The organism is Promicromonospora sp. NPDC110617 (assembly GCF_055598465.1).
This window is the reverse complement of the sequence record NZ_JBVKBM010000002.1, coordinates 1,495,873-1,515,792: the sequence shown is the minus strand read 5'-3', so window position 1 is coordinate 1,515,792 and position 19,920 is coordinate 1,495,873. Positions and strand designations below refer to the sequence as shown.

Here is a 19,920-nt window from a genome sequence, read left to right as displayed (position 1 = left end):
GGTAAGGGTTCGTTATCGGATCGTTCAGTTTTCGTCATGTGCCGGCGGGGCCTCGTCGGGCACCTGCCGTTAGGGCAGGATGTTCCCGTGACCCACGACGTGAACCCGCAGGCCTCGGACGACGACGAGCCGACCTTCGACCCCTCGACCTTCGACCCCGAGTCGGTGCCCGTGGAGGACGAGGAGCTCGCCGCCGAGGTCCTCGACTTCTGGGCGGCCACCCGGCAGTACGCGGGCATGGCCAAGGCGAGCATCGTCGTCGGCCACACGGTGAGCGAGACCGTGCCGCCGCAGGCGTGGTCGTTCGGCGACGAGCCGGAGCTGGCGCAGACGCTTCTCGCGGCGGTCCTGGCGGGGGACAAGACGGCGACGTCGTCGGCCCTGTGGGACTACGACGACGAGGGCGTGCCGCTCCCCGTCGTCGGCGAGCTGTCCATCCTGCTGGACGGCGAGCGCCACCCGCGCGCGCTGATCCGCACCACGAGCGTGGAGACCACCACGTTCGACGAGGTCGACGACGACTTCGCGGCCGCGGAGGGCGAGGACGACCGCACGCTGGAGTCGTGGCGGGCGGGGCACGAGGCGTACTTCCGCCGGACCCTGGGCGAGGGGCGCGAGTTCGCGACGGACATGCCGATCGTGTGCGAGCGGTTCGAGCTGCTGTACCCGAAGCCCTGAGCGACGCCGGGTCCTGAGCGGGGCGGTAGCGGCGCAGCTCGTCGCCGGAGTGTCGGTGGCTCGTCCTACGGTGTGGGCACACGTCCTGACGAGAGGTGAAGGCGATGGCGCTGCGCTGGTACTCGACCGTGGTGGAGTCCACGGACCACAAGAAGCTGGCCCGCTGGTGGGCCGAGGCCCTGGGCTGGGAGGTCATCTTCGAGCTCGACTCGGAGTCGGTCGTCGTGCCGCCGTGGGCGCTCGAGCTGTCCGACAAGCTCGACTTCCACCAGGTGCCGCCGGGCATGGTGTTCGTCCCGGTCGAGCACCCGAAGACCAGCAAGAACCGCCTGCACTGGGACTTCGCGCCGCACACGACCGACGACCGGGACGCCGAGATCGCGCGGCTGGTCGAGCTGGGTGCGACGGTGATCGACGTCGGGCAGCCGGCCGACGCGACCTGGACCGTCCTGGCGGACCCGGACGGCAACGAGTTCTGCGTGCTGTCGGCCCGGGACCAGTAGCCGGGGCACGTCGGAGCCGGGAGCCGGCCGATGAGTTCCCGTCCGGTAGGTCGTCCACCGAGGTATGAAGACTTCAGGTGTGAAAGCCAAGAATCTCGCGGAACTCTACGACCTCCCGACCTTGGACTGGGCGCCGGTCGCGGCCGACCTGGTCGGGCTCACGCAGGCGCCGGGCACGGGCGGGCCGGACCGGCACTCGCACTGGCTCACCACCGTCAACGCGGACGGCAGCCCGCACGTCACCGGCATCGGCGCCATCTGGTTCGACGACGCGTTCTGGGTGGTGTCCGGCCGCTCTGCGCTCAAGGCCCGCAACCTGGAGCGCGAGCCGCGGTGCACCATCGCGGTGGCCACCACCGACTACGACACCGTGGTCGACGGCACGGCCGAGCTGGTCACGGACGCCGACACCGTGGCGCGGGTCTCCCGGCAGCTCAACGACGGCGGCTGGCCGTGCGAGCCGGACGCGTCGGGCGCGGCGCTCACCGCCCCCTACAGCGCGCCGTCGGCGGGGCCGGCCCCGTGGCACGTGTACCGCGTGACGCCCACCCGGGCGACCGCGCTCTACGTCCGCGAGCAGGGCGGGGCGACGACCTGGACGTTCGACTGAACGAACTTCCAACACGTCGTCCATTGGGTGAGACCCGCGTCTCAGCCCGGTGGTCGCACGCGTAGGCTCCGGACATGGCACAGGTGGGTACGACAGACGGCATCAACCTCGCGGTGGTCGCGGGTGACGGCATCGGTACCGAGGTCGTGGAGCAAGGTCTCTCCGTCCTCGAGGCGGCACTGGCGCCGTCGGGTACCAAGCTTTCCACCACCGAGTTCGACCTCGGTGCGCGGCGCTGGCACGCGACGGGCGAGACCCTCACCGACGAGGACCTCGAGCGGATCAAGGGGCAGGACGCGATCCTGCTGGGCGCGATCGGTGACCCGTCGGTCCCGAGCGGCGTGCTGGAGCGCGGGCTGCTGCTCAAGCTCCGCTTCGCGCTGGACCACTACGTGAACCTGCGCCCGACCAAGCTCTACGAGGGCGTCTCCAGCCCGCTCGCCGACCCGGGCGAGATCGACTTCGTCGTGGTCCGCGAGGGCACCGAGGGCCCGTACGTCGGCAACGGCGGCGCGCTGCGCGTCGGCACGCCCGCCGAGATCGCCACCGAGGTCAGCGTGAACACCGCGTTCGGCGTCGAGCGCGTGGTCCGGGACGCGTTCGCGCGCGCCGCAGCCCGCCCGCGCAAGCACCTCACGCTGGTGCACAAGCACAACGTGCTGGTGCACGCCGGCCACCTGTGGCGCCGCACGGTCGAGGCCGTGAACGCCGAGTTCCCCGACGTCACCACCGACTACGCGCACGTGGACGCCGCGACCATCTACCTCACGACGAACCCGAGCCGGTTCGACGTGATCGTCACGGACAACCTCTTCGGCGACATCCTCACCGACCAGGCCGCCGCGATCTCGGGCGGTATCGGGCTGGCCGCCTCGGCCAACATCAACCCGGACCGCACCGCGCCGTCGATGTTCGAGCCGGTGCACGGCTCCGCGCCGGACATCGCCGGCCAGGGCAAGGCCGACCCCACCGCGACGATCCTGTCCGTCGCCCTGCTGCTCGACCACCTGGGTTTCGCGGCCGAGTCCGCGCGCGTCCAGGACGCCGTGGCCGCCGACCTCGCGTCGCGCGGCGACGTAGTACGCACGACCGACCAGGTAGGCCGCGACATCGCGGCCCGCGTGATCGGGTAGCACGCTTCACGAAGGCGGCGCCCGGGTCTCGCAGACCGATCCCCGGGCGCCGCTCTCGTATGTCGGGAGCCGTCCGGGCAGACGTCCGGCTCGGATCGCTCCGCCGCCTTGCCGGGCGTGGAAGACTGACAGCAGCATTCCGGTGAAAGGCATCGACATGACAACTACGACGGACCCCATCCTCCCGACCAGGCTCGAAGACCTGGTGGCGCTCTTCGACGTGCGGCCCACCGACGCGCCGACGCCGGACGACGAGCGCACCGAGGCGCTCCGCGCCCCGAAGTTCGGGACCAAGTTCTCCGACCACATGGCGCGCATCTCGTGGAGCAGCGCCGACGGCTGGAAGGACCGGCGGATCGAGCAGTACGGCCCGCTCCAGCTCGACCCCGCCACGGCGGTGCTGCACTACGCGCAGGAGATCTTCGAGGGCCTCAAGGCCTACAAGCACGCCGACGGATCGGTCTGGACGTTCCGCCCCGACCAGAACGCCGCGCGCTTCGCCCGCTCCGCGCACCGCCTCGCCCTGCCCGCCCTGAGCGTGGACGACTTCATCGGCTCGCTGGCCGCGCTGGTCCGCACCGACATCGACTGGGTGCCCGGCGGCGAGGACTCGTCCCTCTACCTGCGGCCCTTCATGTACGCGTCGGAGGCGTTCCTCGGGGTGCGCCCGTCGCTCGAGGTCGAGTACCTGGTGATCGCCTCGCCCGTGGGCCCGTACTTCGCGGGCGGCGTGCGGCCCGTGTCGATCTACGTGTCCCAGGAGTACCACCGGGCCGGGCCGCCCGGAGGCACCGGCGACGCGAAGTTCGGCGGCAACTACGCCGCCAGCCTGCTGCCCCAGCTCGAGGCGCAGAAGGAGGGCTTCGACCAGGTGTGCTTCCTGGACGCCGCCACCAACACCTACCTCGAAGAGCTCGGCGGCATGAACGTCTTCCTCGTGATGGACGACGGCACGCTGCACACCCCCGAGCTCGGCTCGATCCTCGAGGGGATCACGCGCGGCTCGGTGCTCCAGCTCGCGGCTGACCGCGGCCACGACGTGGTGGAGCGACGTATCCCGCTCACCGAGGTCGTGGCCGGGCTCGAGTCCGGTGCGGTCAAGGAGTTCTTCGCCTGCGGCACCGCGGCCGTCGTCACGCCCGTGGGGCGCCTCGCGGGTTCGACGTTCGACCACGAGGTCAACGGGGGCGAGCCGGGCGAGCTCACCATGTCGATCCGTCAGGAGCTCACCGACATCCAGTACGGCCGCGCCGAGGACCGGCACGGCTGGATGCGCCGGCTGGCCTGACCGCCGTCGACGCGGTCGGTCAGCCCCAGAGGCGGCCGATCGCGTCCCTGGCCACCAGGAACCCCACGATGCCGACCACCCACGCGGTGGTGCTCGCGGCGTTCCTGGTGAGCCAGCCGTCGAGCCGACGCAGCGGACGCTCCACGAGCCGCGCGGCGAACAGGCGCGCCGCCGTGAGCACCAGCGCGGGTGTGATCATCACCAGGCAGTACCCCAGGACCCACAGCCCCGACGCCGGCCAGTCCGGGCCCTGCGTGCCGATCAGGCCGAGCGCCGCCAGGTAGGGCAGCATCGAGGCCACCTCCACCAGTCCCGCGCCGACGGCGAGTGCCGCGAGCGCCCGTCCGCTGCCGGTCTCGCTGCTCAGGACCCGCTCGCGCCAGCGGTTCAGCCGTCCTGGGCGTGCCGTGGGGCTGTCGGGCGCCCCGTGGTCGTCGACTGTTGTCGAGCCCGTGGCCGACCTCGCCGCCGTGGCGCCGCCCGACCCCGCCGGTGCGCCGACCTCCGACGCGTTCTCGGACGCGGCTTGTTTGTCCTTCTTGCTCGGCTCCAGCTTGAAGCTCCACGCGAACAGGCCGATGCCGACCAGGAGCTGTGCGATCAGGAACGGACGCGCGCCGGACAGGGAGGACAGGGTGTCGCTCAGCGCTCCCGCTCCCAGGAGGATGGCCAGACCGACCAGGGCGTAGAACCCGGCGATCGACCCGAGGTAGACGACCATCCGGCCCAGCCGCACCCGGCCGGGCGCCATGAGCAGCCACACGGGGATGAGCAGGGTGCCGAAGCTCGTCGAGTCGATGAGCGCGAGCACGGCCAGCGCGCCGATCAGCGCGGCACCCGTGAGCTCGCCGGAGATGAGGTCCATGTCGACCAGCCTGGTGCGTGCCGCGCACGAGCACATCCGCCGAACCGCCGAGAGCCGATACATCCTTCGGATGACCCGTCGCGCTCGGCATCGTGCTGAGATGGACGCATGTCCCGCCTGTCCGAGCTGATCGCCCCCGTCGTCAAGGTCGTCACGGCCGAGGACCGGCGCGGCGACATGATCACGGCGGCCGGGATCCTCGTGACTGCGCTCGCGCTCGACGCGCTCGGCCTGATCCGGACGTCCTGGAGCGGCCTGCCGGACGTGCCGTCCTGGTGGTTCGCGATCCCTGCCGCCGTCGGGTGCACCGCGCTGATCTGGCGCCGGGTCCGCCCGCTGGCGGTGCTCGGCGTCGCCACCGTCGCGTTCGTCCTCGACGTCGTGCTCGGCGGCAGCGTCGGCCTCATCGTCGTCCTCTGGGAGGCGCTGTACGCCGTCCACCTGCACGGCAGCCGGGTCGCGCGGCGGGTCAGCATCGTCGGGGTCGCGCTCCTCACCACGGCCCTGATGGTTGCCATCGCCGTCGTCACCGGGCAGCTCAGGGCCACAGTCCTCGTCGGGCTCCAGGCCCTCACCCTCCTGGTCATGCCCATGTGGTGGGGCACGAACGTGCGGCAGGGCCGGGAGCTCACCGCCGCCGCGCGCGAACGGGAACGGCTCGAACGCGAACGCGGAGCCGCGCTGCTCCGCCTCGCCGAGTCGGCGCGGCACGACGCCGTCCGCGCCGAGCGCGCGACCGTCGCCCGCGACCTGCACGACGTCGTCGCCTCGCACCTCTCCGCCATCGCCATCACCTCCGGCGGGGCGCTCGCGGGCGCCGCCGAGCCCGAGCGGGACCGGGCCGCGCTGCGCAGCATCCGCGCGGAGAGCCTGGCCTCGTTGCAGGACATGCAGGCGATGATCCGCGTGCTGCGGACCGACACCGAGCCCGGCGGGGTGCGGCCGGGTGGTGCCGGGCCGGACGGTGCCGGGCCGGACGGTGCAGAGCACGGCCCCACCGGGCAGGACAGCGCCGAGCAGGACGGCGCCGGCCGGCGCGCCGCCCGCGAGAACGGCGGCACAGGGCGCGGCGCCGACCTCGTTGCGGCGTCGCGTGCCGCCCAGCTCGCCCCGGTGATCGAGCAGGCGCGGCTCGCCGGTCTGGACCTGGCCGTGTCCGACCCGGACGGCGTCCTGACGGGCGCGACGCCCCTGCCCGCCGCGGTGGACCACGCGGTGTACCGGGTGGTCCGGGAGGCCCTGACGAACGTCCACAAGCACGGCGGCACACGAGCCGACCTGAGCTTCGTCGCCGACGGGCCGCTCGAGATCGAGGTGCACGACGTGGGGGCGGCGCACGCCCGGGCGGCCGGTCCCCGGGCGGACGTCGGCGAGGGCACCGGCATCGGGCTGGTCTCGATGCGGGAGCGCGTCGAGTCCCTCGGCGGATCGTTCTGGGCGGGTCCGGGGGACGCCGAGGTGCCGTCGGCTCAGCTTCGGTCCGAGCCGACGCCGGCTGGGTGGCTGGTCCGCGCCGTCCTGCCTCTGCCCGACCGGGCCGGCGCGGGCACGGTCTCCGTGCGGAGTCCGGCGCCGCCGAGTCCGGCGCCGGGCGTCACCGCATGATCCGCGTCCTGCTCGCCGACGACCACGCGGCGATCCGTGCGGGTCTGCGCATGCTGCTCGCCACGGCCGGCGACATCGAGGTGGTCGGCGAGGCAGGCGACGGCGCCGTGGCCGTGACGAATGCCCGCGCTCTGCGCCCCGATGTGGTGCTGATGGACGTCCGCATGCCCGGAACCGACGGCGTGACCGCGACCCGCCAGATCGTGGACGAAGGGCTGTCCGAGGTGCTCGTGCTCACGACCTTCGACCTCGACGAGTACGTGTTCGGCGCGCTGCGCGCCGGGGCGGCCGGCTTCCTGCTGAAGACCGCGGAGGCGTCCGCGCTGGTGGACGCGGTCCGGCACGTCGCCGCCGGCGACGGCGTGGTGGCGCCGGAGGTGACCCGGCGGCTCATCGCGGAGCTGTCCGCACCCCGCTCCGGTGACCGCAGCGGCGTCGGCCACCGGAACGGGGCGGCGGCCCTGCCCGCCGACCTGACGCCGCGGGAGCGCGACGTGCTGGCGGGGCTGGGCTCCGGGCTGTCGAACGCGGAGCTCGCCGCAGAGCTGACCATCAGCGAGGCCACCGCCAAGACCCACGTGTCGCGCGTGCTCGCCAAGCTCGGCGTGACGTCCCGCGTCCAGGCGGCGATCGCGGCCCGCGACGCCGGCCTGGCCTGACCCACCCCGTTGCTGAGTGCTGGGTAGTCGTCGGGCCAGGCCTGCCGAGCCCGACGACTACCCAGCACTCAACGCACGGATCAGGTGCGCTGGACCACCGTGCGGCTCAGCGTCCCCGTGAGCAGGGAGTAGACCGCGGAGCCGATGATGATCCACACGACCGCGGCGAGGACCGCCGGCACGAGGTCGGCCTGGCCGGCGAACGGCACCATGGCGAGGATCACCGTGGCGAGCGCGACCACCCAGCCGAAGAACGCCCGCGGGCGCGGTGTGCTCAGGACCAGCAGGTAGAGCACGATCGCGGCCAGGAGCGCGAAGAGCGCACCGGCCACGACCCAGGCCATGACGTCGGAACCGGTGCTGAGCAGGTCGGCCTGCGGCTGGATCTCGAGGTTCAGCACCTCCTCGAGGATGAAGCTGGCGGCCAGCCCGATGAGCGCGGCCACCAGCATCGTGGCCAGGGCGCCCGCCCAGTACCGGCCGACCTCCAGGCCGAGGCGCGGGTTCTCGGTACCGGTCGTGACCGGCTGCACCCGCGCGTCGGCGGGCGGCTGTCCCACGGGCTGGGTTGGCGTGCCGGGCACCTGGGCCGGCGGCGGATAGGCCGGCGGCGGCTGCTCGCCGTAGTCGGGGTCGTAGGGGCGGTTCGGGTCGCTCATCGCGTTACCTCCCGGTTTGTGAGCCCTAGGTCCACTAGATCACGGAATGGCCCGGGCTGCACGGGACGAGTCAGACGCTCAGGTCACCCGAGGGACCTGAGCGTCTGACACGTGCGGGGTGGTGTGGAGGAGTCAGCGCGCGCCCTGGAGGTCCAGCACCAGGTTCTTGACGGCCGACGCCGGCACCTGGCCCGCGTCGGCCTCCACCCAGTGCGACACCGCCTCGGGGATCCGCGTGTCCGAGCACAGGACGAGCGGGGTGTCCTCGGCCGAGTCGGGCAGCCGGCCGTGCGTGCCACGCACGTACGAGGCGTCGAGCGGCGTGGTGCCCATCGCGTACCGCAGGCCCAGCTTCTTGCGCACGAGGTTCAGGCCGGCCTTGGCCTTGGCGAGCGGGTCGGCCGGGTCGAAGAACAGCTCCGCGGGGTCGTAGCCGGGCTTGCGGTGGATGTCGACGCCGCGCGCGTACTCGGGTGCGCGGTCGTCGTCGAGCCAGAAGTAATAGGTGAACCAGGCGCCGGGCTCGGCCACGACCACCAGCTCGCCCGCCCGCTCGTGGTCCAGGCCGTACTTCGCCTGCGCCTCGCGGTCGAGCACCTCGTCGACGCCGGGCAACTCGCGCAGCAGGCTCGCGACCCGGGTCAGGTCGGCGGGGTCGTCCACGTAGACGTGCGCCACCTGGTGGTCCGCGACGGCGAACGCGCGCGACGTCCACGGGTCGAGCTGCTCCCGGCCGTCCTGCACGTAGACCTCCAGGAGGCCCTCGCGCCGCAGCACCCGGTTGATGTCCACCGGCCGGTTGGCCGGCGAGATGCCGTACTCCGACACGGCGACGACGGTGACGCCGGCCGCCTCGGCGTCGTCCAGCAGCGGTGCGAGGGCGACGTCCAGCTCGGCAGCGGCACGGTCCGCCTCGGGCGAGCGCGGGCCGAACCGCTGCAGGTCGTAGTCGAGGTGCGGCAGGTACGCCGTCGTCAGGTGGGACGTCCGGGTGCGCAGCAGGTGCCGGGTCACGTCGACGATCCACTGCGTCGAGGCGATCGACGCCGTGGGGCCCCAGTACTGGAAGAGCGGGAAGTCGCCGAACCGGCCCACCAGCTCGTCGTGCAGCTGAGCGGGCCGCACGTACCCGTCGGCGGACTTGCGGCCGTCGGCGTGGTAGATCGGGCGTGGCGTGACCGTGACGTCCGTGGTCATGCCCATCGCGTACCACCAGCACACGTTGTCGGCGCGGTAGCCGGCGTCGTGGCGGCGGCCCGCCTCCCACAGCTTCTCGCCGGCGACCAGCTTGTTGTGCTGCCGCCACAGGTACACGTCGCCCAGCTCGCGGAAGTACCAGCCGTTGCCGACCACCCCGTGCTGCGCCGGCATCAGCCCCGTGAGCATCGTCGACTGCACGCTGCAGGTCACCGCGGGCAGCACGGTGGCCAGCTCGGACTGCCAGCCGGACGTCGCGAGCCGGCTCAGCCGCGGCATGTGGGCCAGGGCGCGGGCGGTCAGCCCGACGACGTCGAGCAGCAGGACCGGCTTCATGCGTCCACTCCTTCGGGGGCGGGGGCGGGGGCGGGGGCGGGGGCGACCGGCGCCGCGAGCAGGTGCTCGCCGGCCCAGCGGAGCTCGGCGGCGATCCCGGCGACGAGCTCGTCCGCGCCGTCGGGCCGTTGCACGGGCAGGGCGTCGGGCGGGAGCACCGACCAGGTGTACGTCTCGACGTCGAGGTGCGCGTCGGCGCCGTGCGGCGCCTCCCGCACCGCCGCCACGGCCTGGCGCAGGACGTCGGTGGTCGCGACCAGCGGCGCCGCGGGCTCGTGGTGCAGCGGCACGTGGAAGTGCACGCGCCACGGCCCGTCGCCCGGCAGGCCGGGCCGCCACTGCTCCTGCCCGAGCGCCACGGGCAGGTCGTCGGACGCCAGCACGTCGCCCGACGGCGTCAGCTCGCGCACCTGGTGCAGGTAGCGCTGCTCCACGAACCGCCCGACGGCGTCCCGCGCGCCGGGCGCGGACGGGTCGGCGACCTCCAGCGCGGCCGAGGCCTGCACCTTGACCACGCGCAGGCCGGCGTCCGTGATCCGGCGGACGGCGCCGGCCGGGTCCGCGAACGAGACGGCCAGGTGGCAGGTGTCCAGGCAGACGCCCACGTGCTCGGGGTCGATGCGCCGGTCGGCCGGGTACTCGGTGCCGGTGCGCGGGGCGAGCCACGCCACGACGTCCTCCACCGTGTCGAGCACGCACCCCGGCTCCGGCTCCACGGCGACCCGCACCGTGCGGCCGGTGCTCCGCCGGAGCGCGCGGAGCTCGGCGGACAGGGTGGCGAAGGCGCGGGTGGCCTCGTCGTCGTCGGCCCGCGTCCAGGGCGCCCGCCAGGCCAGCGGCAGGGTCGAGATCGACCCGTCGACGCCGTCGGGCAGCAGGTCGGCCAGCACCCGGGCGCACGCGAGCACGTAGTCCAGCCGGGCGCGCTCGGCCCAGGTGGGGGAGTACACCGCGAGCTTGACCACCTCGCGGTGGAACCCGCCGTAGGGGAAGGCGTTGAGGGTGTGCACCTGGAGCCGGTGCTCGGCGAGCGCCGCGCGCAGGCGGTCGCGGTCCGCCGGGGAGGTGTCCAGGCGGTGCGCGAGCTCGGCGGGCAGCCACAGGCCCACGCCGAGCGTGTCGAGGCCGGCGGCCTCGCGCACCGGCCCGGAGTACCGGGCGAGCTGGTCGATCACACCGTCGAGGTCCTCGGCGGGGTGCACGTTGGTGCAGTAGGAGAGCAGCATCCGGGTATCCCCTCAGGCCCGCGCGCCGCGCAGCACGGACGATCCCTCGAACTCCACGCCGGGTGTCGGCGGCTCGCCCGCGCTGAACCCCGGGACGGGGTCGAGCACGAGGTTGCCCGACTGCCCGTAGAAGGCGACCGGGTTGCGCCACAGCACCTGGTCGACGTCGTCCTCCGAGAAGCCGGCGGCCAGCATCGCCTCGCCGGTCCGGACGGTCTTGAGCGGGTCGGAACGACCCCAGTCCGCGGCGGAGTTCACGATCATCCGTTCGGTCCCGTACTCCTGGAGCAGCGCGACCATGCGGTGCTCGTCCATCTTGGTGTCGGGGTAGATCGAGAACCCGGCCCACGCGCCGGCGTCGCGCACGAGGGCCACGTTGGTCTCGTTGAGGTGGTCCACGAGCACCCGTTCGGGCGCCAGCCCGGACTCGCGCACGACGTCGAGCGTGCGGCGCGTGCCGGCGAGCTTGTCGCGGTGCGGCGTGTGCACCAGGACGGGCAGCTCCGCCTCCTCGGCCATCTGGAGCTGGGCGGCGAACACCTCGTCCTCCTCGGGCGTCATCGAGTCGTAGCCCACCTCGCCCACGGCGACGACGCCGTCCTTGAGCAGGTAGCGGGGGATCTCGGCGAGCACCTCGCGGCAGCGCGGGTCGTTCGCCTCCTTGGGGTTGAGCGCGATCGTCGCGTGGTGCCGGACGCCGAACTGCGCGGCCCGGAACCGTTCCCAGCCCAGCAGCGAGTCGAAGTAGTCGGTGAACGAGCCCACGCTGGTGCGGGGCTGCCCCAGCCAGAACGCGGGTTCGACGACGGCGCGCACGCCCGCGGCGTACAGCGCCTCGTAGTCGTCGGTGGTGCGGCTCGTCATGTGGATGTGCGGGTCGAGGATGCGCAACGTCACTCCTTCGTGGTGCTGAGCCGGGTGTCCGTGATGGCGGTGACCGTGGGCCGGGTGTCTACGGGCCGGGCGTCCGTGGGCCGGGCGGCCGTGAGGCGGTCGAGGTCGTCCGGGACGGACCGGCCCGCCGCCCGGCGTTCCGCGGCGAAGTCGCGGGCCATGCGGGCCAGCTCGTGGTCGGCCCGCCGGTCCAGGCGGCTCGCGGCGGCCAGGCTCGTGCCCTGGAACACGAGTTTGAGGATCGCGTGCCGCCACGTGTGCTGGTCCAGGTAGCGCGCCCCGAACGGGCCGACGGCGGCCGCGACCAGGCTGGGGTCGTTCGCCCGCAGCGCGTCGGCGGCGAGCTCCAGCCCGGCGGTCACGAGCATGGTGGGCTCGCCACCCGGGCCGAGGTCGCCCAGGGTCGTGAGCGCGTCCAGCCCCCGCAGCACGCCGCGCCGTTCGGCGCCGTCGCCCTGCCGGTACAGGGGCACCAGGCGGTCCGTGAAGTCCCGGTCCGCGTCCGCGCCCACGGCGGTGCCCACGCCCATGCCGACGCCCACGGCGTCGGCCAGCGCGACGACGAGCGCGGCGCGCGCGGCGTCGTCCACCGTCCCGTGCACGACGCCGCCCGGGTCGGTGTCCGGGTGCAGCGGACCGCGCCCCACCTTCCGTGCCGCGAACGCGAAGGCGCGGGTCACGGTGTCGGGATCACGTGCGACCTCGGCGAGCGCCTCGCTGAGCCAGGTGGCGCCGGGCGTGCCCGCGGGTATGCATGTGGTGACGGTCATGACAGAACCCCTTCGCTGCTGGTCGAGCCGGTCTGGGTCAGGTCGGTGCTGGTCGTGCCGCTGTGGCGGCGGGTGCGGGCGCCGGTGACGTCCGCCCACGCCCGCATCAGGGCGGCCCGGCTGTCGCGGGCGAGCCGGGGCGCGTCGTGGGAGTGGCGGGGCAGCTCGACGGCGGCGACCCCCGTGTAGCCGATGTCGGCGAGCGTCGCGAGCACGAGCGGCAGGTCGAGGTCGCCCTGCCCGAACGGGCGGTGCTCGTGGTGCGTGGTCGGCATGTCGTCGAGCTGCACGTTGCTCAGGTACGGCGCGGCGGCGCGCAGCGCACCCTCGACGCCGTCCGGCTCGACGACCAGGCAGTGCCCGACGTCGACGGTGATACCCAGCTCGGGCGGCGTCCCCAGGTCGCCCAGGAGCCGCAGCGCGTCGCCGACCGTCTCGACGAGCATCCCGGGCTCGGGCTCGAGCGAGAGCCGCACCCCACGCTCCCCGGCGTACTCGACCAGGGCGCCGACGCGCTCCCGGAGACGGGCCCAGCCGTCGGCGGCGCTCGCGTCGTCCGGCAGGATGCCGGAGAAGAACGAGACGCACCGGGCGTCGACGTCCGCCGCGATCTCGACCGCACGCTCCAGGTACCGCATCCGGAGAGCGGCGTCGCGGTCCACGAGCGTGGGCCGGTGCTTGTGCAGCGGGTCGAGCAGGTACCGCGTGCCGGTCTCCACGACCGCCGCGGCCCCGGTGCCCCCGCGCATCCGCCGCAGGTGGGCGCGCAGGGTCCGGACCTCGTCGCCGGCCAGCGGCGCGAACGGGTCGAGGTGCGGAAAGCCGAGCGTGACCGCGACGGCGTCGTAGCCCACGTCGTCGAGCACGTCGAGGGCGACCCGCAGCGGATGGTCGCCGAAGCCGTTGGTGCCGTAGCCCAGCAGGAACGGGGGCCTCACGTGATGCTCACCCCGGCGCGGCCGCGTGCGCGGCCCAGCGTGCGCAGCCCCTTTCCGACGGCGGCGACGCCGGCCAGGAGCGCCGCCGTGCCGAGGCTCCCCGAGCGAGCCGCCCAGGCGGCCTGCAGCGGGACCATCGCCTGGATCCCGGCCCGGGTGGCGGTCCGTGCGTTGGCTGCCGTGGGTCGCGCGGCCGCGCGCACCTGCCCGGGCAGGGTGGCTGCGGCGTAGGCGGTCGCGGCGGCGACGGTGGTCCAGCGGGCGGCCGGCCGCGCTGCCGTGGCGGCGGCCGGGACCGCGGCGGCGACGACGGCGCCCGCGACCGTCCCGGCGGCAACGGCCCCGGCGACCCGCGGGGTCGTGCCGTGCACCTCGCCGCGCGAGAGCACGGTGACGCCCAGCGTGTGCGCGGTCAGCCCCGCGGCGGCCGGGAGCGCCGACCGCAGGCGCCCGGGCGTGGCGCCGAGCAGCACGTCGAGCCCGCGGCACGCCGCCATGACGAACGGCCCGGCCGGGCGGTCCTTGGCGACCAGGTCGTAGGTCCAGACGCAGGCGGCCAGCGGCAGGGCGACGCCGAGCGCGCGCCGTCCGCCCGCGAGGCCCGCGGCGGCCACGCCGCCCGCGGTGAGCGCCCCGCCGATCGCGAGCGCGGCCCGCGGCGAGACCCGGCCGGACGGGATGGGGCGTTCAGGCCGTTCGACGGCGTCGACGTGCCGGTCCCCGTAGTCGTTCAGCGCCATGCCGCCCAGGTACAGGCAGGCGGAGGCGACGGGCAGCAGGAGGTGGCGGGCGCGCAGCGGCGTCGGCGCGCCGGTCCCGCCGCCCGCGCGCGCGGCAGCCAGCCCGGCCAGCGTGTCGCCCACGACGCTCAGGGCCGCGGGCGCCCGGACCAGCTCGGCGACGTCGGCGAGGCCGGGCGGCCCCGCCGTCAGCCGGGGCCTCATCGCCCGGCCCGGGCCGAGGCGTCGCGCACCCAGTCCTCGACGATGCGGGCCTGGTCGGCGGCGTCGTGCACGTCGGAGCCCCACGGGTCCTTGAAGAAGAAGCCCAGCTCCGGCACGGGCCCGCTGATCCCGGCGGCGTGCGCGAGCGCGAGCAGGCGGGCCAGGTCGAGCACGAGCGGGGCGGCGAGCATCGAGTCGTGCGCGCTCCACGTGGTCTGCAGCGTGAGCCGTGACCCGAGGAAGCCCTCGACGTGCACGTGGTCCCAGGCGACCTTGGTGTCGCCCAGGTCGGGCACGTTGTCGATGTGCAGGGGAGTGGTGTCGCTGCCGGTCAGCGCGGTCAGCCCGCGGTTCTTGCTGGCGAGCTTGCTGCGCACGGCGTCGGGGTCCGCGAGGGTGGCGCCGTCGCCGCCGCCCAGCAGGTTGGTGCCCGCCCACGAGAGCACCTTCAGCCCGCGGGCGGCGAACGCGGGCGCCAGCACGGTGCGCAGCCACGTCTGCCCGGTCTTGCCGTCCTGCCCGGCCACGGGGATGCCGCGCTCCCGGGCGAGCCGGGTCAGCGCGGGCAGGCCCATGCCCGCCGACGGCGTGAAGGCGGCGTACGCGGCTCCGGCAAGGATCGCCGCGTACGCCGAGACGGAGGACGCGGGGAGCACCGCGCGCCCCGGGTCGGCCAGGGCCGTGAGCAGGGCGTCGACATCGTCGTGCTCGGGAGCCGGGTCGACGGGCGGCTCGGTCGAGGACAGGTCGATCACGACGACCCGCGCCAGGTCGTGCCGCTCCTGGAACGACGTGATGTCGGCGGCGAGCCGCTCGGCCACCGCCTGCTGGGACAGGCCCGCGCCCTCGTCCGTGCCCGTACCTGTACCTGTGCCCGACGCCGCGTGCGGGTCGTACCCGGGGCGCACCTCGGCGTCCGCCCGCTCCAGTGCGTCGTGCGTGGCGGCGAACAGCCGCGGACCGATCATGCCGGTCTCGACGAGGCACTCCGCGCGCTTGGTCATGGTGACCGAGGAGATGTCGTGCCCGCCGACCACGAGGTCGGCGAACGCGGGGAGACCGGCCGAGGCGAAGGGCTCCCGCGCGGTGACACAGCCCGTCGGCGGGGCCTGCCCCTCGGCGATGGCCGCGAGGCCCACCGTGGCCGTGCTGGCCACGGAGCCGCGGGCCCCGACGAACCAGATACCGGTCCGTTCGGAGGCATTGTGGCGTGCAGAGGCGTGGTGCATCATCGCTCCCCAGTCCGACGACGTCGTCGCGAGCACGCTAGTCCCACTTATGGCGATTGGCAAACAAAAGTTCGGAGATCGTCGGGAGAAGAGAGATTTCCGACAAGGCCGGAGTTACCGGGCCGGCCGCCAGACGGGGCACGCACGGCGTCGCGACGCCCCTGCTTCTGGACAGCACTTCCGCGTGCCGTCGCGCTGTGGCACTATGACCCGCATGACTGAGTGCCTCACCCCGAGCTCCACCCTGCGACAGGTGATCATCATTTCGTAGCGCGTCCGGCGACACCCCACCGGACGCGCAGACCTTCCACACCCGGAGGGTCTTTTTTTGTTGGTCCGACGACCCGGCTCCGAGCCCGGCCGCCGGACACATCGCCAGACACATCGTTGGGAGCATCGATGACCACCGCCTCGTTCCAGGTGTACGACACGACGCTGCGTGACGGCGCGCAGCAGGAGGGCATGAACCTCTCCGTCTCCGACAAGCTCGCGATCGCGGCGCTGCTCGACGAGCTCGGCGTGGGCTACATCGAGGGCGGCTGGCCGGGGGCGGTACCGAAGGACACCGACTTCTTCGCCCGTGCCGCCACCGAGCTCACCCTGAAGAACGCGGTGCTCGCGGCCTTCGGCGCCACCCGCCGGGCCGGCGTCCGCGCGGGCGACGACCCGCAGGTGCGCGCCCTGCTCGACGCGAGCACACCCGTGGTCACGCTCGTGGCCAAGTCGGACGTGCGGCACGTCGAGCGCGCCCTGAGGACGACCCGCGCCGAGAACCTCGCCATGATCGCCGACACCGTCTCCTTCCTCGTCGCCGAGGGCCGCCGGGTGGTGCTGGACGCCGAGCACTTCTTCGACGGTTACCGGTACGACGCGCAGTACGCGACCAGCGCCGTCCACACCGCGTTCGAGGCCGGCGCCGAGGTGGTCACCCTGTGCGACACCAACGGCGGCATGCTGCCCACGTGGGTCGGCGAGATCGTCGCCGAGCTGCGGGCGGGCACCGCCGTCGGGCCGGACCAGCGGTTCGGGGTGCACGCGCACAACGACACGGGCTGCGCCGTGGCCAACTCGCTCGCCGCCGTCGAGGCGGGGGCCACCCACGTGCAGGGCACCGTGAACGGGTACGGCGAGCGCACCGGCAACGCCGACCTGGTCACGGTCGTGGCCAACCTGGAGCTCAAGCGCGACATGTCCCTCCTGGCGGACGGCGGCCTGCGGGAGGCCGCCCGGATCTCGCACGCCATCAGCGAGCTCACGAACATCTCGCCGTTCGCCCGGCAGCCCTACGTGGGCGCGAGCGCGTTCGCCCACAAGGGCGGCCTGCACGCCAGTGCCATCCGGGTGGACCCGGACATGTACCAGCACACCGACCCGACGCTGGTGGGCAACGACATGCGCATGCTTGTGTCCGACATGGCGGGCCGCGCCTCGATCGAGCTCAAGGGCCGCGAGCTGGGCTTCGACCTGGCCGGCCAGGGCGAGCTGCTCTCCCGGGTCACGAACCGCGTGAAGGACGACGAGGCCGCGGGCTACACCTTCGAGGCGGCAGACGCCTCGTTCGAGCTGCTGCTGCTGTCCGAGCTGGGGCAGCGGCCCGACTTCTTCACCGTCGAGTCGTGGCGCACCATCGTGGAGACCGTGCCCGCGGGCGCAGCCCCGCCGTCGGTCCACGCCCCCGACGCCGCCGCGGTGGCCGAGGCGACCGTCAAGATCTGGGCGGGCGGCGAACGGATCGTGACGACGGGGGAGGGCAACGGCCCGGTCAACGCGCTGGACCAGGCGCTGCGCACCGCGTTGTCCCGGGTCTACCCGGAGCTCGCACGGTTCGAGCTGATCGACTTCAAGGTGCGCATCCTCGACACCGAGCTCGGTACCGACGCGATCACGCGGGTGCTGATCGACACCAGCGACGGGGAGCGGTCCTGGTCGACGGTCGGCGTGGGCCCCAACGTGGTCGAGGCCGCGTGGGAGGCCGTGACGGAGGCCTACGTCTACGGCCTGCTCAAGTCGGACGTGGAGCCGCGCCCCTGACCCCACAGCGCTGAGTGCGGGGTATCTGCGGGGTCGACGGCTGTCGGCCCGCAGATACCCCGCACTCAGCGAGGTCGGAGAGGGTCAGGCGACCGGGGCCGCCGGGGCCGTCGAGCGGTCCACCTTGGTGGTGCCGAAGTCGAGGCGCTGGTCGCGCACCGCGTCGTACGTCGCCTTGATGGCGATCGAGGAACGGTCGTAGGTGCGCTGCGCGACGCGGACGAACAGGTAGTCCACGACCGTGAGCTGCGCGATGCGGCTCGACATGGCGCCCACCCGGAACTGCGTCTCGCGGGCGGTGGTGGCCAGCACGACGTCGGACACGAGGCCGATCGGCGCGTCGGGGAAGTTCGTGATCGCCGCCGTGAGGGCGCCGCGCTTGCGCGCGATCTCCAGGGCCTGGTTGGTCTCGCGCGTCTGGCCGGAGTGCGAGACCGCCACGGCCACGTTGCCCGGCTCGAGCAGCGCCGACGAGGCGAGCTGCTGGTGCGGGTCGGGCGAGCTGAAGACGAAGACGCCGATGCGCTGCAGCTTCATCGCGAGGTCGGCGGCGGCGAGGTTGGACGATCCGACGCCGTAGACGTCGACCCGCTTGGCCTCGGAGATCGCCACCGCGACGCGCTCGATCGCGTCCGTGTCGATCATGCGGGCGGTCTCCTCGATGGTGCGCGCCTCGTGGAACGCGATCTTGGAGACGACGGCCTCGATGTCGTCGGTCTGGTTGATCTCGCCCTCGGCGATGCCGGACCGCTCCATCTCGACCTCGCGGCGGCTGGTCGCCTGCGCCAGGTCGATGCGGAACTCGGGGTAGCCGGCGTAGCCGACGGCGCGGCAGAACCGCACCACGGTGGCCTGTGACGTGTCCGCGTGCCCGGCGAGCTCGGTGATGGTCGAGGCGACGACGGTGTTCGGGTCGTCGAGGACCGTCTGCGCGACTCTCGCCTCCGCTGGCCGCAGCGTCGGCAGTGCGCGCCTGAGTCGGACGAGGACGTCACCTGTCATGTCGCATCTCCCGGGATGGTGTGGTGAGGCTGGGTCGAGAACATACACCCGTACCGGGGATCCGGGCACAGCACATCAGTGAAGGACCACGCGGGTGAACTGCCGTCGTTCACTGAAGCTCGTCACCAGGCAGGTCGGTCGCCGAGAGCTGAGCGGTGAGGATGTCGGTGCCGCCCACGTCCTCGGGGGTGTCACGGCTGGTGTGGTGGCCGTCGACGCGGATGGTGAGCCACGGCCGGAACCCCGTCACGGAGTGGGGCGCCTCGCGCAGCCGGCGGGCGAGGTGGAGTGCGCCGTCCAGCGGCGAGCCTCCGCTCGGTACGAGCGAGACGTCGGGGCGGTCCTCCGAGAGGTGCTTGGTGAGCGACACCGTGAGCGGCGACTCCTCCTGGACCAGGCGACCGGTCGTGGAGGCCAGCGGCGGGATGTCGCGGCCGAGCGCGCTCGCCAGCGTGTCGGCGAGGTGCCGCCCGGCCTCCTCGAGGATCCGGATCGACGTGGCGTCACCCTCGGCCGCGGCGATCATCACCTCGGGCGCCATCGACGCGAGCTGCTTGGCGCGCTCCGCGTTCTTGTAGAACTGGTTGGGCCAGCTCTCGATGAGGCCGAACTTGGCGACGGCCGCCTCGAGCAGGCGCTTCGACGCACCACGGCTCGCGCCGTCGTGGTACCGGCCCGCGGCGCGGAGCGCCTCGCCGCCGACCCAGACGCCCGCGCCCAGGTCGCCGAGCAGGTGTCCCCAGCCGTCCGCGCGGCGCCAGCGGTTCACGCCGTCGTAGCCGAACGCCACGGCGCCCGTGCCGACCGACAGCACGGCTCCGGCGCGCCCGCGCAGGGCGCCGAGGTGTGCGGTGAGTGCGTCGCCCGCCACGGCGGTGCGGTTGGTCCGCAGCTCGCGGGCGAGGATGTCGTGGATCTCGAGCGGCTTCTCGACCAGCGAGGTCAGGCCGGTGATGCCGACCGCCGCGGAGGAGACGGGCGCGGTGCTGCCGTCGCTCATGCCGTGGTGGCCCATGCGGGCGGCCCACGCGTTGAACGACTGGCACAGGGAGGCGACGACAGATGCGGCGTCGCTGCCGTGGTGGTTGACCTTGACGGCGCGGCCGCTGAGGCTGATGCGCTCGGGGTTCACGGAGTTGCCGAACTCTGCGACCAGGCGCGAGCCACTGCCGCCTACGTCGAGAGCGACGACCCAGGCGTCAAAGCCCTCGACCGCCACTCCATCAAATCCCTGTGAGTGTTCCGACACCAGGTCATTCTGACACGAAACCAGGGCAAGGTTGTCTAAAGAGAAGAGGAAATTCTGGTCTGTTCTGACGCCTCTTCTCGCCAAATATCGGACGTGCCCGACGT

The 19,920-nt window shown here is 73.4% G+C and carries 19 protein-coding genes; 8 read left to right on the top strand and 11 right to left on the bottom strand.

Going from position 1 to position 19,920, the window contains the following annotated elements; translation table 11 throughout:
• The first annotated feature begins 87 nt into the window (after nucleotides 1-87).
• The 5 genes from ACZ7LE_RS17550 (at nucleotide 88) to ACZ7LE_RS17530 (ending at nucleotide 4,212) form a co-directional block, all read left to right on the top strand.
• Nucleotides 88-678, top strand: a complete 591-nt coding sequence (locus tag ACZ7LE_RS17550) for an ASCH domain-containing protein (protein ID WP_470404509.1) — start codon at nucleotides 88-90, stop codon at nucleotides 676-678.
• Between the two features lie 104 nt (nucleotides 679-782).
• Nucleotides 783-1,181 (top strand): VOC family protein, encoded by a 399-nt coding sequence (locus ACZ7LE_RS17545; RefSeq protein WP_470404508.1) that lies wholly within the window; start codon nucleotides 783-785, stop codon nucleotides 1,179-1,181.
• Between the two features lie 79 nt (nucleotides 1,182-1,260).
• Nucleotides 1,261-1,791, top strand: a complete 531-nt coding sequence (locus ACZ7LE_RS17540) for a pyridoxamine 5'-phosphate oxidase family protein (RefSeq protein WP_470404507.1) — start codon at nucleotides 1,261-1,263, stop codon at nucleotides 1,789-1,791.
• A gap of 74 nt (nucleotides 1,792-1,865) precedes the next feature.
• Nucleotides 1,866-2,924 (top strand): 3-isopropylmalate dehydrogenase, encoded by a 1,059-nt coding sequence (locus tag ACZ7LE_RS17535; protein WP_470404506.1) that lies wholly within the window; start codon nucleotides 1,866-1,868, stop codon nucleotides 2,922-2,924.
• A gap of 157 nt (nucleotides 2,925-3,081) precedes the next feature.
• Nucleotides 3,082-4,212, top strand: a complete 1,131-nt coding sequence (locus ACZ7LE_RS17530; protein WP_470404505.1) for a branched-chain amino acid aminotransferase — start codon at nucleotides 3,082-3,084, stop codon at nucleotides 4,210-4,212.
• Between the two features lie 19 nt (nucleotides 4,213-4,231).
• Here the strand turns inward: ACZ7LE_RS17530 and ACZ7LE_RS17525 are convergent, their stop codons facing one another.
• A complete protein-coding gene (locus ACZ7LE_RS17525) occupies nucleotides 4,232-5,077 on the bottom strand; it encodes a GAP family protein (protein ID WP_470404504.1) in 846 nt (281 codons plus the stop codon).
• A 108-nt stretch (nucleotides 5,078-5,185) separates the two neighbouring features.
• Here ACZ7LE_RS17525 and ACZ7LE_RS17520 point away from each other — a divergent pair, with 108 nt between their 5' ends.
• The gene (locus ACZ7LE_RS17520; protein WP_470404503.1) at nucleotides 5,186-6,682 is read left to right on the top strand and encodes a sensor histidine kinase; all 1,497 of its coding nucleotides are present in this window, start codon (nucleotides 5,186-5,188) and stop codon (nucleotides 6,680-6,682) included.
• Nucleotides 6,679-7,341: a response regulator gene (locus tag ACZ7LE_RS17515; protein ID WP_470404502.1), complete on the top strand. Its 663-nt coding sequence runs from the start codon at nucleotides 6,679-6,681 to the stop codon at nucleotides 7,339-7,341. The genes ACZ7LE_RS17520 and ACZ7LE_RS17515 overlap by 4 nt, the downstream gene beginning before the upstream one ends.
• Nucleotides 7,342-7,421: 80 nt before the next feature.
• Here ACZ7LE_RS17515 and ACZ7LE_RS17510 read toward each other — a convergent pair whose 3' ends face one another.
• From ACZ7LE_RS17510 to ACZ7LE_RS17475, 8 genes are all read right to left on the bottom strand, one after another.
• Nucleotides 7,422-8,000, bottom strand: coding sequence for a DUF6069 family protein (locus ACZ7LE_RS17510; protein WP_470404501.1), 579 nt, complete (start codon nucleotides 7,998-8,000; stop codon nucleotides 7,422-7,424).
• Between the two features lie 132 nt (nucleotides 8,001-8,132).
• Complete coding sequence (locus ACZ7LE_RS17505; RefSeq protein WP_470404500.1) at nucleotides 8,133-9,533, bottom strand: alkaline phosphatase family protein; 1,401 nt, start codon at nucleotides 9,531-9,533, stop codon at nucleotides 8,133-8,135.
• A complete protein-coding gene (gene eboE, locus ACZ7LE_RS17500) occupies nucleotides 9,530-10,759 on the bottom strand; it encodes a metabolite traffic protein EboE (RefSeq protein WP_470404499.1) in 1,230 nt (409 codons plus the stop codon). The genes ACZ7LE_RS17505 and eboE overlap by 4 nt, the downstream gene beginning before the upstream one ends.
• 12 nt (nucleotides 10,760-10,771) lie before the next feature.
• Nucleotides 10,772-11,650, bottom strand: a complete 879-nt coding sequence (locus tag ACZ7LE_RS17495; protein WP_470404498.1) for a TatD family hydrolase — start codon at nucleotides 11,648-11,650, stop codon at nucleotides 10,772-10,774.
• Nucleotides 11,651-11,652: 2 nt separating this feature from the next.
• On the bottom strand, nucleotides 11,653-12,423 hold the full coding sequence (locus ACZ7LE_RS17490) for an EboA domain-containing protein (protein ID WP_470404497.1): 771 nt from the start codon (nucleotides 12,421-12,423) through the stop codon (nucleotides 11,653-11,655).
• Nucleotides 12,420-13,361, bottom strand: a complete 942-nt coding sequence (locus ACZ7LE_RS17485; RefSeq protein ID WP_470404496.1) for a sugar phosphate isomerase/epimerase family protein — start codon at nucleotides 13,359-13,361, stop codon at nucleotides 12,420-12,422. Before ACZ7LE_RS17485 ends, ACZ7LE_RS17490 begins: the two co-directional genes overlap by 4 nt.
• Complete coding sequence (locus tag ACZ7LE_RS17480) at nucleotides 13,358-14,305, bottom strand: SCO3242 family prenyltransferase (protein ID WP_470404495.1); 948 nt, start codon at nucleotides 14,303-14,305, stop codon at nucleotides 13,358-13,360. Before ACZ7LE_RS17480 ends, ACZ7LE_RS17485 begins: the two co-directional genes overlap by 4 nt.
• Complete coding sequence (locus ACZ7LE_RS17475) at nucleotides 14,302-15,570, bottom strand: inositol-3-phosphate synthase (RefSeq protein WP_470404494.1); 1,269 nt, start codon at nucleotides 15,568-15,570, stop codon at nucleotides 14,302-14,304. Before ACZ7LE_RS17475 ends, ACZ7LE_RS17480 begins: the two co-directional genes overlap by 4 nt.
• A gap of 363 nt (nucleotides 15,571-15,933) precedes the next feature.
• On the opposite strand from ACZ7LE_RS17475, the gene cimA reads away from it, so the two are divergent.
• Nucleotides 15,934-17,565, top strand: a complete 1,632-nt coding sequence (gene cimA / locus ACZ7LE_RS17470) for a citramalate synthase (protein WP_470404493.1) — start codon at nucleotides 15,934-15,936, stop codon at nucleotides 17,563-17,565.
• Between the two features lie 84 nt (nucleotides 17,566-17,649).
• On the opposite strand, the gene ACZ7LE_RS17465 is transcribed toward cimA, so the two are convergent.
• Both ACZ7LE_RS17465 and ACZ7LE_RS17460 read right to left on the bottom strand, forming a co-directional pair.
• Complete coding sequence (locus tag ACZ7LE_RS17465) at nucleotides 17,650-18,567, bottom strand: MurR/RpiR family transcriptional regulator (RefSeq protein ID WP_470404492.1); 918 nt, start codon at nucleotides 18,565-18,567, stop codon at nucleotides 17,650-17,652.
• Between the two features lie 109 nt (nucleotides 18,568-18,676).
• A complete protein-coding gene (locus ACZ7LE_RS17460) occupies nucleotides 18,677-19,816 on the bottom strand; it encodes an N-acetylglucosamine kinase (RefSeq protein ID WP_470404491.1) in 1,140 nt (379 codons plus the stop codon).
• Nucleotides 19,817-19,920 lie beyond the last annotated feature (104 nt).